The 13,789-nt window shown below is 45.5% G+C and carries 9 protein-coding genes and 1 riboswitch; of the genes, 6 read left to right on the forward strand and 3 right to left on the reverse strand.

The window, feature by feature from the left end; genetic code table 11:
• Nucleotides 1-73: 73 nt before the first annotated feature.
• A riboswitch (FMN riboswitch) is annotated at nucleotides 74-225 on the forward strand.
• A gap of 144 nt (nucleotides 226-369) precedes the next feature.
• The 5 genes from ACR1R9_RS11860 to ACR1R9_RS11880 all read left to right on the forward strand — a co-directional run bounded on the left by ACR1R9_RS11860 (nucleotide 370) and on the right by ACR1R9_RS11880 (nucleotide 5,312).
• Nucleotides 370-1,350, forward strand: coding sequence for a DMT family transporter (locus ACR1R9_RS11860; protein ID WP_076288603.1), 981 nt, complete (start codon nucleotides 370-372; stop codon nucleotides 1,348-1,350).
• A 136-nt stretch (nucleotides 1,351-1,486) separates the two neighbouring features.
• Nucleotides 1,487-2,992, forward strand: coding sequence for an amidase (locus ACR1R9_RS11865; RefSeq protein WP_076288602.1), 1,506 nt, complete (start codon nucleotides 1,487-1,489; stop codon nucleotides 2,990-2,992).
• A 112-nt stretch (nucleotides 2,993-3,104) separates the two neighbouring features.
• Nucleotides 3,105-3,728 carry an urea carboxylase-associated family protein gene (locus tag ACR1R9_RS11870; protein WP_256716779.1) on the forward strand — a complete coding sequence of 208 codons (624 nt, stop codon included), beginning with the start codon at nucleotides 3,105-3,107 and terminating at the stop codon, nucleotides 3,726-3,728.
• A 112-nt stretch (nucleotides 3,729-3,840) separates the two neighbouring features.
• A complete protein-coding gene (locus ACR1R9_RS11875; RefSeq protein ID WP_076288601.1) occupies nucleotides 3,841-4,467 on the forward strand; it encodes a LysE family transporter in 627 nt (208 codons plus the stop codon).
• 83 nt (nucleotides 4,468-4,550) lie between these two features.
• The gene (locus ACR1R9_RS11880) at nucleotides 4,551-5,312 is read left to right on the forward strand and encodes a YqcI/YcgG family protein (RefSeq protein ID WP_175382868.1); all 762 of its coding nucleotides are present in this window, start codon (nucleotides 4,551-4,553) and stop codon (nucleotides 5,310-5,312) included.
• Between the two features lie 19 nt (nucleotides 5,313-5,331).
• Here ACR1R9_RS11880 and ACR1R9_RS11885 read toward each other — a convergent pair whose 3' ends face one another.
• The 3 genes from ACR1R9_RS11885 to helD all read right to left on the reverse strand — a co-directional run bounded on the left by ACR1R9_RS11885 (nucleotide 5,332) and on the right by helD (nucleotide 12,551).
• A complete protein-coding gene (locus ACR1R9_RS11885; RefSeq protein WP_433923625.1) occupies nucleotides 5,332-6,678 on the reverse strand; it encodes an amino acid permease in 1,347 nt (448 codons plus the stop codon).
• Between the two features lie 328 nt (nucleotides 6,679-7,006).
• On the reverse strand, nucleotides 7,007-9,856 hold the full coding sequence (locus ACR1R9_RS11890) for a glycoside hydrolase family 2 TIM barrel-domain containing protein (protein WP_433923624.1): 2,850 nt from the start codon (nucleotides 9,854-9,856) through the stop codon (nucleotides 7,007-7,009).
• A 265-nt stretch (nucleotides 9,857-10,121) separates the two neighbouring features.
• Entirely contained in the window at nucleotides 10,122-12,551 is a 2,430-nt protein-coding gene (gene helD / locus ACR1R9_RS11895; RefSeq protein WP_433923623.1) for an RNA polymerase recycling motor HelD, read from the reverse strand.
• A gap of 325 nt (nucleotides 12,552-12,876) precedes the next feature.
• Here helD and ACR1R9_RS11900 point away from each other — a divergent pair, with 325 nt between their 5' ends.
• On the forward strand, nucleotides 12,877-13,722 hold the full coding sequence (locus ACR1R9_RS11900) for an AraC family transcriptional regulator (protein ID WP_433923622.1): 846 nt from the start codon (nucleotides 12,877-12,879) through the stop codon (nucleotides 13,720-13,722).
• Nucleotides 13,723-13,789 lie beyond the last annotated feature (67 nt).

Here is a 13,789-nt window from a genome sequence, read left to right on the forward strand (position 1 = left end):
TTGAACTGCTAGCGCTTACAGGAATAAGATGGACTTATTAATGTTACAGCTTGTTCAACACAATATAATTGAATAGGATCTTCGGGGTAGGGTGCAATTCCCAACCGGCGGTGATGTTCTTCGGAACCAGCCCGCGACTCGCTGTTTGACCCGATGTAGGGATTCAGCGACTGACTTGGTGTGACTCCAAGGCCGACGGTACAGTCCGGATGAGAGAAGATCAACACATTGACATGCCGTTACGGAAAGGCTTATTTTCGTACGACATGTTAATGATTGAGCCCCCGTTTATTTGGTGTATACCAAAACGGGGGCTTTTGTCGATTTTGCCAACTGAAGATTCCGTGTTCTGACGAAGGAGTCCTGAATATGGAAAAGACCCAATCTGCATCAACAGTTTACCACAAGGAACGAAGTAATACCGGATTCTGGCTCGTCGTGCTCGGCGCCGCCCTTTGGGGTGTAGATCCACTGTTCCGTATTATTTTGCTCAAAACGATGACCTCCACTCAGATTGTACTGGTGGAACATATTATTGTCAGCCTTGTGGCAATTCCCGTCTTGTGGAAGTTCCGGGCCGATTTGAAAAACCTGCGTGCACGCCACTGGATAGCCGTGATATTTATCTCCTGGGGAGGATCTGCTCTCGCCACGGTATTGTTCACTCTGGCACTTACGCATAACGATCCCAACACTGTTTTGTTACTGCAAAAGATGCAGCCGCTATTTGCGATTGTTCTGGCTAAGCTGCTGCTGAAAGAAACATTGCCTCGCCGCTTCGGTGGACTGTTTATCATTGCACTTGCAGGAACATACCTGCTCACTTTCGGATTTACCCTTCCCCTTGGCAACTGGGACAATTGGGTTCATGCAGGCAGCCTGTTATCACTGGGTGCAGCTGCGTTGTGGGGCGGTTCAACGGTTATGGGGCGGCTGATGCTGGGGCAAACCCGTTATGAAACGGTCACCTCTCTGCGCTTTGTCGTAGCCTTGCCGCTACTGATCTTTATGACGTGGAACGAAGGTGCTGCCTGGACATTCCCTTCCGCTACAGGTGAACAGGCGGCTGTAGCACTTAATATTCTGGGCCAGGCTTTACTGCCAGGCTTACTGAGTCTTCTCTTATATTACAAAGGGCTCTCTTCCACCAAGGCCTCAGTCGCAACGCTTGCAGAACTGAGCTTCCCGATGGCCGGTGTACTGGTAAACTGGATTGCATTCCGTACATTAATTACATGGGAGCAACTGGTGGGCTTCATCCTCATCTGGATTGCCCTATTCGCCATCTCCAAACAGCAAGAACGATCAGCGACTCCGGCTGACGGTGCACCAAAACTTCGTACGAATTGAATTTTATATAAAAGCAAATCAATTAAGGCACTGGACATCCTTTGAGATGTTCAGTGCCTTTTGTCTTTTCGCTATTCCGGTGGTACGATGACTTATGGAATAGTAGATTAAGTCAATTTAGAGAGGAACGATCATCATGTCTTCATCTTCATCATTTTCATATACATCTTACGATGCCATAGGTTTGGCTGAACTGGTTCGCGCACGGGAGATATCCCCTGTCGAATTGCTGGAAGCGGCGTATGCACGCCTCGAAGAAGTGAACCCGCAGCTTAATGCAGTCATTCGTACATATGAAACACGTGCACGTCAGGAAGCGAGTATAGTTCGTCCGGGAGAGCAGCCCTTTGCCGGCGTGCCCTTGTTATTGAAAGATATCTCTCAATCCCTGGAAGGTGAAATTCTCACCTCGGGTTCTCTTCTTCTCAGTGAGCATCGCGCGCAGCGGAATTCTAATTTCGTTTCCCATTTGCGCGATGCAGGCTTCATTATCATTGGACATACCAATACACCGGAATTTGGCCTGAAAAATATTACCGAGCCCCGTCTTCACGGACCAAGTCGAAATCCATGGAATACGAATCACTCGCCAGGCGGTTCAAGTGGAGGCGCCGCTGCCGCAGTAGCCTCGGGTATTGTACCCCTTGCGGGAGCCAGTGACGGTGGCGGTTCCATCCGAATCCCTGCTTCATTCAGCGGCCTGTTCGGACTCAAGCCTACACGTGGGCGGACACCTGTTGGACCGGGTGTTGGCCGTCAATGGCAGGGTGCTTCGATTGATTTTGCATTGTCTCGTTCAGTTCGCGACAGCGCTGCTTTGCTTGATACATTGCAAGTGATTCAACCCGAAGCTGCGTTCCATGCTCCCCTCTTTCCGGGCAGCTACTTGGCTGATATGAACTATCCTCATCAACGCAAACTGAAAATTGCGTATACTACGGATTCGCCTGTGGGGACACCTGTCAGCGCGGAAGCCAAAGAATCTGTATACAAGCTCGTCCGCTGGCTGGAAGAACAAGGTCATGAGGTTGAAGAAAAGCTGAGTCCGGTTAATGGAGTCAAATTGATGGAGAACTATTACATGATGAACAGCGGCGAAATGGCGGCGATGATCTCATCGATGGAACGTTCTATGGGCAGAGCATTAACCTCTGCTGATATGGAGATCGAGTCCTGGGTGCTGGCTGAAGCCGGCAAAAAAGTATCCGCTGCCGAATTCGTACATAGTCTGGCCGAATGGGATGTTGCCGCAGCTCAGATGTCCACATTGTTTGAACGCTATGATTTTTATGTCACACCTGTCAATGCTTTTCCAGCACCCAAAATCGGCGAATTGACACCTCATGATGAACAGATTCAGCATCTGATGCGTATTAGCGATTTGGACAAGATCCAGCAGCAGCAGCTGATTTATGAGATGTTTGAGCCAAGTCTTACCTACACTCCGTTCACTCAGCTCGCGAATCTGACGGGTCAACCAGCCATGAGTGTTCCTGTGCATCTGACTCCTGAAGGCCTGCCGATGGGTGTACAGATTATGGCAACGAAAGGCCGTGAAGACTGGTTGCTTCATCTGGCTGGTCAGCTGGAAACATCCGAACTATGGGTCGGCATGAAGGGTAATCCACTGTTTCCAGTATAAAAACAGAATACAACCTACATCATTTTCAATGTGAGCCGTATGTTTGCCAAAGTGCATGAAAGCCATGTCAGCTCCGCATACTGAAAGCAAAAACAGCGGAGGAATGTGACGAATGAATATGAATACAACGGAACGCCATAAGCAGTCTGTTCGTATCCCGGCCAAAACGGGTTATGCCGTTAAGGTAAATAAAGGTTCATTAATTCGGGTGACCGATTTGGAGGGGCAGCAGGTCGTTGATTTTGTTGCATATGATGCTCAAAATGCCAATAATCGACTAGATCCAGGTGTAACGATGGACGTTTTGCGCTCCTACCGGATCAAACCAGGACAATCCGTGTATTCCAATCAATATCAACCATTGCTTAAGATCGTTCGCGACACGGTTGGTGTTCATGATTTCTTCAACTCCGCCTGTCGTCCGGAAATGTATGAAGTATTATATGACAAAAAAGATCATGCCAGCTGCTATCATAACCTAAATCAGGCTCTTGAACCGTTCGGGATTTTGCCACCGGATCAGCATTATCCATTTAATCTGTTTATGAAATCGGTTGTAGATGATCTGGGCAAGATTGATGTCGTAGCTCCTGATTCGCGTGCTGGTGATTATGTGGAGATGGAGGCATTGACCGATCTGGTTGTCGGTTTATCCGCCTGCCCATGTGAAGAAAGCTCATGCAACGGATATCATTGTACAGCTATTCAGCTGGATGTAGAGTCCTTATTAGATTAAGCGACGAACAGCTTGTTCTAATTTGCTCCAGACGGGAATACGATGACTTGTACCCATATGTGTGTGACTTACCGGTACAATTCGTCGAACCCGTTAAGGAGTGAACGCGTATATGTCTGTACTGTTTAGTTATATTATTCTGGGAATCTCACTATCAGCTCCAATTGGTCCGATTAATGCCGCTCAGTTGGATCGCGGAGCCCGCCACGGATTTATGCATGCCTGGATTCTGGGACTGGGAGCCATGTTTGCCGATTTGGTGTACATGCTTCTGATCTACTTTGGAGTTGCTCATTTTCTGGACACGCCGTTCATGCGCTCGTTTCTTTGGTCATTTGGCAGCTTTATTCTGGTGTATACCGGTGTGGAAACACTATCTAAGTTAAAAGATGGCATTCAGGCCTCTTCTACAGCAGAAGCGAGGGTTGGGAAATCTTTTGTTTCTGGCTTTCTCATGGCCCTGTCCAATCCGCTGAATATTTTATTTTGGCTCGGTATTTACGGCTCTATTCTTGCTACAACCGTGAAGCATACTGACACCGCTCATCTGCTAATATACAGTTCTGGTATTTTCATAGGCATCCTTGTCTGGGATGTCATCATGGCTGGCATGGCTAGTCGATTTCATAAACGCAGCAACGAAACCGTTTTGCGCTGGATCTCCATTATCTCGGGGATCTGTCTGATCGGATTTGGCCTGTACTTCGGTTTTGAAGCTGTACGATCTATCTTTTTCTGACATAAAAACTACACTGGACAGTCACCCAACGCCATCCGCATTAATACGTTAACGGTATCATGTGGAATGGAGTTGGGGAATCCATGGCAGAGCTGTACAGTGCCGATGAAATAAATGCATCATTCAAAGGTCTGCCCGAATGGCAGCAGGACGCTTATTCAAAATTTTCCAATATGATTGCAGATGAGGGTAATACGTATCCTTGTGTTCCCGGAAGGATGGGTTTTCTCTCAGGACATTTGAGATACGGATTCACCAGGGATCCGCGTACACAAGCTTCTGCTGAAGACATGGCGGAATTACTTAGTCAATATGGACCCGTTTCCCGGGATACGGGACATTACGCTTCTTTGGTTGTCATTTGCGAGACACCGGATGATTTGAGAAACAACACAACGGTGGAGCAGTATCAGTCCTTGTTCTGGGAGATGCTTAACCGGGTAAGTTCACTCGATACTGCCTCCTGGCCTGAACATATTTCAACTGATCCGCATGAAGCCACATGGGAATTTTGCTTTGGCGGGGAGCCTTACTTTTGTTTCTGTGCCACTCCCGCGCACGAGCTTAGAGCCAGTAGGCACTTCCCTTATCTTATGTTTGCTTTTCAACCAAGGTGGGTGTTTGAATCCATTAATGACAACACACCTCTTGGCCGGAAAATGAAAACCTTGATTCGTAAGCGTTTGGCAGCCTATGATGCCGTTCCGGCTCATCCTTCGCTCATGTGGTATGGGGAGCAGGATAATCTGGAATGGAAACAATACTTCCTGCCCGATGACGAGCAGACCCCTTCCAAATGTCCTTTTTTGCGCATGAAGCAAGCCATTAGCAAATTGACGAAATAGCTGATACCAGTCCACCCATTCAAGGCTTTGATGGCTCAGTAGATGGCGAAGATTGCGGTTTTCGTACTTTGTTTACAATGTAAGTAATCAAGGCTATCAATACAACAAGACCTATACTTGCCAGCAGACCTCTTCTGCTGGCTTTTTCCATAGCCGTGCCAGCTACTGCTGCAAGTATAAGGACCATGGCGATCCACACTTTGATGCGATTCCAACTTGTTGGCTTCATTTTCTTGATATACGTGATGCAAATCAGAAGCCAGGTATACATTAATACCAAGCTACCTGCGGTTGTTACATATTCAAATAGGCTCTTAGGCATCCATAATGCCAGGAGAGTAGAAAGGATTAATCCAGCCGCAGTGCATCCTAATGAATATAGGGGCATGTTCTTTTTTCCCCAAGTCTTCGTAAACATCTTCGGTGCATCTCCGTCCTCACCCAGTTTAACCAACATGGACGTAATCGCATAGATTGAAGCGACCATCGTGGAGAATCCTGCGATTATTAAAATCCCATTGAGAATATGAACCACAACCGTAAATCCAATCGATGACATTGCTTTGACGAGAGGACTCTCGTCTGGTGTTAACTTAGCAGCGGGGACCAGTAGCAGGATCAAGGCAATCGCCACAACATACAGCGTACTGACGGTTAACAACATCACTCTGCCTGACTTCACAGCGTCCTTAGGTTCTTTCAGCTTGGCTGCCATTAAACCCATGACCTCAATCCCGGCAAAGGCAAAAAAGGCATAAATAAACCCAGTCCACACGCCTTTTATTTTGTGAGGGAACCATTCATTCGTTATTTTCTGCGGTGTAATCTTCACATCTAACCAGCCAAGACAAGCCGCAGCTGCAATCGCGATAAAAGCAACCGTTGCAGCTAACTTGATTACGGCGAGCACATTTTCTGTTTGAGTTAGCCCTTTGGCTCCCAATGCGGCGATGAACAATCCAATGCATGCGTATACTGCCACAAACACCCACAATGGAAACTTAGGAAACCAAAATTGAGAGAATAATCCGAGCGCCGTTAATGAACTGCCCATGATCAGCATTTCGGAAGACCAATACATCCATCCGCTTCCGAAACCGGCCCATGGGCCGAACGCTTCCCCGGCATATGTTCGAAAAGCCCCTTCTTTCGGATCTTCTGCCGTCATCTGAGCCAATGCTCCAAATACAAAATAGGTCCCCGCAGCAGCCAGCACCAAAAGTACAAGCACGGATAAACCGGACCAATGAATAGCCAGACTTGTTCCGAGGAAAAATCCGGTCCCTAGCGTACATCCTGCTCCAAATAAGGAAAGACTAATCCAGCTCAGTTTATCTTCTTCTTTTTGATGCACATGGCTTTTCATATGTATCCTCCTTCATGCGTACCCCATTACGGTTTACATATGATGGAGGTTTTATGTCATTAAGGTAAAAAGAAATAAAACTGACTTTTTATTTAGTTTACATAACAATAGTCTTGTTAACTAACTATGTTACTGTTGATTACGTCGATGCTTTTGGGAGTAAAACAGTAGTGACACTTTTAAGCGTCTATAATTAATGAAAACCCTTCGAACTGTAAAAAAAAACAGTTTGAAGGGTTTCTTGTTAGTTTCTGAGAACAAACTCGCGTTTAGTATGGCGGATCTGATCGGTGGATGTTTTTGTCACTAAGAACCTGCTATTCAGGTTCTATTTCTTGCCTAACAACTGTTGAAGCTCATCCAGCTCTATCTTGGCTTCCGGTTGGAAGTCCTCACTTTTTACATATTGTGCAAGGCTGTAAAGTAACTGGCGCCCTTCTGTCTGATTAATCAATTTATCATAATTTAGTGCCCCAACAAGCAGCTTACCTTTTCCAACCTGGCATTCAAACAGCAGCCCCAGCTTATGATTACGTTCAAAATTATCGATGGTTTGAACGAAAGGCTGAACATTTTCTGCGACCTTATCCAAAATAATAGACCGTGAATTCATAACGATATGCCACCAAGGATAAGTGGAATACACCTCACTTGGGAAGTGCTTCAATGCTGGGTGTGCGTTATTAATTAGAAGTCCGAGTGTGCCGATGGGAACTTGCTTGTTCATGCTTTCCGAAATGGATCGGAACATCGGATAACACCAGAAATCGGTACAATATGTGCCTTCAACTGAATTATCGTTATCCTCGAGTGTTGGGAGTAACAGCACACACTCGCCTTTTTCCAGTAAATTAATGACTTCATCGGACAATTCCTTATAAATATAGTCATGTTCAATAGCTGTCACATCATGATCAGGGTATATCCATAGGTCATATTGTTTCCGAATATCGGTACCTGGAATATGCAGGGATAGAGTGATCGGCGTCATCTTTTTCACATCAGGCAGCTTGAACTTAATTTGGCTAATCTCAAACCAAGTTTCTCCAGAGACAAAGGAAATCTCGTCTTTTCCTTGTGCAATTCGCTGATCCGAATCACGCATTTCCCACTCCACAGTATGACCCCTCAATGAATCTGTTCGGTAGTACCTTAATTGAATGTGGGCATTAAAATCTTCACCCGAATTGTAGTTAAATTTCTCGAATCGGGCCAGAAGCACTGCATCGGAGCAATACGTTCTCCACTCCTCGGGAGTAACCAGCCCTTTCGAATCCATGAAGGCATCCAAAATACCTACCAGTGCTGTCCCCTGTCCACTAAAGTCCTGAAGATCGAGCAATTGAAATCCTGCCAGATGATTGGATCGAAATGCCGCCTCAAGCTCCTCCTTATAGCAGGCTACTGCAAGTTTGCCAGAGCTTTTGAAAAAGGGTTCAGCCAGATGTCCCATTCCTTTGGATTGCAATCGTTCCCGAAACACCTCGAAGTTTTTTGCCTTCAGCGATCCGGTATACTTCTCGATCTCTTCATAATTGGGGTACATGGCATATTGTCCAATCTCATGGGAGATGACGGGTAGATGTGGAATGAGTTGTTGTTCAACAGAAGCGGCTTTCACGGTCTTGGCTTCCGTGCCATATTGAATTTGAATTTCAGATTCTTCTGCTTGAATTCTCTCATTCTCTGAAACTGCTCCAACGGGCAAAATCATGTCGTCGTAGTCCTTCAGAGTACCAGGCACGTCGGTTTGAACATGACCCAACGGTGCATCACACATGGCATAAGAGCCGCGGAAAAGTCTATCTTTGGAAAAACGTACGCCACAGTAAAAATCTTCTTCCTCTAGAATCAGCGGAGTGAACTGAAAATTGTTTGAACCCTGGGTGTACAGAGGGCGTGGATCAAATGCTCTATACGCTTTGATAATGGCATTCAGTCTTTCTTTACTGCCCCAAAGTTCATTACCGAGTGACATCATTACAAAAGAAGGATGATTCCCATACGCCTTGAGCATGGCAAAGCCTTCTCGAATGAGATAGTCCTGTTCAGCCTGATTATGCTGTGGGTCAAGTTCATCCGTGATTGTTCCCCAAAATGGCAATTCAGGCTCCATATAGATGCCAAGCATATCTGCAGCGGTGAACGCTGCTTCAGGCGGACAACAGGTATGGAAACGATAATGATTTATACCATACGATTTGGAAATGCTCAGGATTTGCAGCCATTCATCCACATCGGTTGGCGCGTAACCTGTAAGCGGGAAGATTAGACCATCATGTTTTCCACGAAGAAAGGTCTTTCGACCGTTGATGGTAAAAGCATCTCCATTTGCTTCAAAATCTCGCAGTCCTGTTATGATCTCAGTTGTATCCAGCACATCGCCATGTTCACCCATCAGAGTAAGGGTCAGCACATACAGATGTGGGTCTGAATCACTCCAGAGCAATGCGTCGACTCCCATATTGTAGAGCACGTTAACTTCATCCTGGTTACATGGATAGGTTTGCTCATTCACCACATGATTTCTGTCTGATGCCACATATCCATAAGTCTCTTTTAAGAGTGGCTTGAAGGTTTGCGCAGTAACGGACAATACAGTACCTGGTATCGATTTGGACAATGTACTTGTGATTCTGAATGTTCGCTCTGTAGCATTGGGATAGATCTGTACCTCACCCAAGTGCACGTCGTGGTAAAAATGAAGCTCCAGCTTCCCGGTAATTCCGTTCCAGTTGGTCTGAGTATCAACGGATGTAAGATGCCCGCCTTTCGTCAGATAGTCCGTATTATCGACCCGGATGGTGAGGGTGTGTTCTCCCTCCGATAGCCCTTCCGGCAAGATATACACATGGGGGGTGTTAAGACTATCCTGCGCTCCAACTTCTTCACCATCGACCCATAACTTGGTTATGCGCGTGCGTTCCAGATACAAACTGCATTTCTTGCCAGCAAGCGTTGAAGGTATATCAATCTCCCTTTTCAGCCACACCCATCCTTCATATGAATATTCATCAGTCAAAGACCCAATGTGAGCCACATCATTCTTTCTTCCTTTGCGCGCATGAGAAGTCGTGTTCGGCAGCGTTATGGTATCGTTAAATGGACCTTGTACGCCTTGTTTATGTTCATCCAGTTGAAGCTCCCAGCTTCCCTGCACGTTCATTTTGGTTAACATGATCTTAGCTCCTCTATACTTTATGTATGCAATCTATTCTTCTGGTTACGTATTTCTATTATATAACTGTAAGCTTAGTCCACCCATATAATAAAATTTATGCTGAGTATAACAATATGGAAATAATCCAAAGGTTATCGCTGACAGGTTCGTCTCTATAATGACTTAGAAATTCAAAAAAAAGTCGCCTAAAAGGCGACTAGTGCTACTTATTTAAGTAGTTCAATTCTCATACGCTGCTAGATATCAGACAATGCGAGCATGTTTACTCCGTTGTATAAACTTCTGATTCCTCATACAAATCTGCTGGCAAGGCCTGTATGAAAGGTGACCAATCGCCCGTCATGTACAGATGAAGCCGATGCATAGCTCGCGTACACGCCGTATAAAGCAGTTTCCGTTCATTGTCGCGACCATAAGCTCCAGACGAAGCATCATAAACCAAGACTGCATCAAACTCAACACCTTTGGCAAGGTACACAGGGATGACCATTATACCTTTTTCGAAATTGAACGTTTCCTTCGTAACGAGCTGCAACGCTTCGCCTCCTTGAATCTGTAACGATTCATAGGCCTTATGGCTTTCGGCGGCGGTCTTCGTAATAATAGCGATGGAATCAAATCCCTCGGCTCTTAGCGACGCGATATCTGCCACCATTTGTGCATCCAGCTTCTCTCTGTCGTTGCTTCTCGTCAGCAGGGGCTTTAGGCCTTTTCTTTCAAAGGGTACAATTTCATCTCCTTCTGGAAGCATCGCTCTTGTAAATTCAACGATCTCCTTCGTAGAGCGATAACTGCGTACTAGGGAGAAAAGACTTGTTTCGGCTTCACCGTAGAGACGGACTAGTGGTGAATCAGCTGCGGCTAAATTAGTAGCCTGTGTGAAGATCGCTTGCCCGAAATCGCCGAGCACGGTCATACGAGCTCGGGGAAACAGCTTTTTGAGATATTCATATTGAAATGTTGAATAATCCTGACCTTCATCAACAAAGACATATTTAATTTCCGTGTTTGTCCGAACACCTTCAATCATTTCTTTTACATACAAATAGGGAGTCGCATCCTCATGGAACAACGCGTTCTGGAGCAGGCTTTCCTTGGTTTGACTGCATATCTCAGGCCATAGCGTGGGGATAAACGTAGCATTCGTTTTCTCCCGATAAGCGGCTTCGTCAACAAACAAATCGCCATATATACCTTTGATATCAACAAACGAGAATTTCTTGATACCTTTTCTTAGTGGGTTAAAACGTTCTTTCACGATCTTGCGGCCGAGCAGTTCCTCCTCCTTCTGGGCAAAGTCAAAATCACCTTCATCTTCCCGACGCTTGTTGCTTATTTTCTCGCGAATTTGGGCGTACTGTTCCGCGATATCGAATACTTCCTTATCTTTATGCAGCACTTCGAAGATATCCGCATACTGATCATTGTCTAGATAATTCAATTCTTCTTGTACCCACGATTCTTCACGTTCTTTGCGTTCCAGCGAAGCCAGCTCTTTCAGCAACCATTCCTGTAAGAGTACAACGCGATTTAGCAAGGGCAGGGAACGATCATAGCCGTAAAATTTGGCTCTCATTTGCTCCGCAGTAATCAAATCACGATTTCGAAACCGAATGCTGTTGAATCGCATGCCTTCCTGCCCCAGCCAGTTTCCATAGTTCTGCAAGGCTTGCAGAAAAGCATCGGAGGCTTTATATTCAATCCCCTGAAGCCGCGCCTCATAGCCCGGAGCTCCATGCGAGGTTAGTACATATTCAATCTGATCAAAGACATCCTCCGGACGCAACGAAGAGCCGAGCCAATAGTCGAGAAATTGTTGAAAAGTAGTCTGCTGCATATTATCTTCGCCGAGCTCCGGAAGGACAGTGGAAATATAACTGCCAAACATCGGATTCGGTGAGAAAAGGACGATCTGATCAGCACTAATCGTCTGGCGGTGTTTGTATAATAAGTACGCCACCCGCTGTAAAGCTGCGGAAGTTTTACCGCTACCAGCTGCTCCTTGTACGATTAGCATTCGGCTTGTGTCATTACGGATAATGACGTTTTGTTCCTTCTGGATGGTTGCCACGATACTTTTCATTTGTGAATCTGCACCTTTGCCGAGCACTTGCTGCAACAATTGGTCTCCAATCGTTTCGTTTGCATCAAACATATTGCGGATTTCTCCGTTATGGATCTGAAATTGCCGTTTGAGCTGCATTGTGCCATCGATTCGCCCGATCGGTGTCACATAGGACGCTACGCCAGGGGAAGAGTCGTAGTACATGCTCGCGATCGGTGTACGCCAATCATAGATCAGAAAACTCAATCCGTCTTCGTCGACAAAAGAAGATACGCCGATATAGATCTGATCGGGGAGGGCCAGACCTTTCTCCTGAAAGTCGATGCGGCCAAAATAAGGGGACGGGAGCAAACGCTTCATGTTATTCCATTGCTGTGCCAACCGCATGTGACCGCGTTCCCGCTCGGCCAATACCGCGGACTGCTGGTTAATGGTATAGAAAGTCTCTTCGAAATCTTCGTGGGTGCTGGTATTGATCGTCACCTCTTCCCAAAAGCGCTTGCGAATTTCCGAAGCCTGGTCACGCATTCCGGCAACCTCTGGCTCCAATTCTGTGATTCTGGCCTGCAGTTTGCTTCTTACAGACTCTAGACGTTCCTGTTCCAGCTGCCAATCTTGTGTTTGCATCTCTCCGAACCACTCCTTTTCCTATTTTTGGGATGAAAAAGAGCATTGACAAATCAAAATTCCAGATGTAAAATTAAATTAGGGATAAATATAAGTACATACTTTCATTTTGTTTGTCAATGGCGCTAACGATTATATCATAGCGTTATTTTCCGTTCAATTCTTTTTTTTGAAAAAGATGGCCTTTGAATTCATCAGGGTCATCTTTTTTCGTGTGTATTGGGTTTCCTCTCCCTCTTTCCCTAACCGGACAAATGAAAGCACATAATGACAGGTTCTTGAATCAGTCTTCATCTATTATAGGAATCAAGGAGTGGTTAACCGTATGAACTGGATCGAATCATTACAGGCAGCTATTGCATATATGGAAGAACATTTACTCGAAAATATGACTATGGAGCAAATTGCAGCTCAAGCTCATATTTCTCCCTTTCATTTTCAACGTACGTTTGCCTTATTAACTGATGTTACGGTAGCCGAGTATATCAGACGAAGACGGTTAACATTGGCAGCCAATGAACTCATACAGAGTGATCACAAAATCATTGATCTGGCGCTCAAGTATGGTTATGACACTCCTGAATCTTTCTCCAAAGCTTTTCGTAGACAGCACGGAATTGCCCCCAGTGAAGCACGTAAGAACAGTACCTCTGTTAAATCGTATAATCGTTTAGTTATTCAATTAAGTCTAAAAGGAGCAGAACCGATGAATCACAGAATTGTTGAACAAGCTGCGTTTACATTAGTAGGGATAAAGCAGGCTTTCTCTTATATCGATGGGGAAAACTTGCGAGGCATATCCAAAATGTGGCAGGATGCGTATACGAGTGGTACAGAAGATCGTTTATTTGAATTGAATAATGGTGTAATTCAAGGATTGTTAGGTGTCTGTGTGGATCAGAACGAAATCCAGGAGAAGCAGATGGAATATTGGATTGCTACGGCTTATGATGGTGAAGTGACTGAAGGATTATCATCCTTCACAATTCCAGCTTCTAAATGGAGTGTCTTTGAAGTTGAAGGTCCGATGCCAGAAAGTATGCAGCGTTTATGGAAGCAGATTATTTCTGAATGGTTTCCTTCCAACCCTTACGAGCATGCGGGTATACCTGAACTTGAAGTATATTCAGGACCTCACAAGCCGCCACAAATCTGGATACCGATAAAATAACGAGAACGAGAGTTATAGTATCCGTTCTTGCCCTCCATTCGGACAAGAACGGTAACCATCTCCATTG

This window comes from Paenibacillus taichungensis (assembly GCF_050994985.1).
GTDB lineage: Bacteria > Bacillota > Bacilli > Paenibacillales > Paenibacillaceae > Paenibacillus > Paenibacillus taichungensis.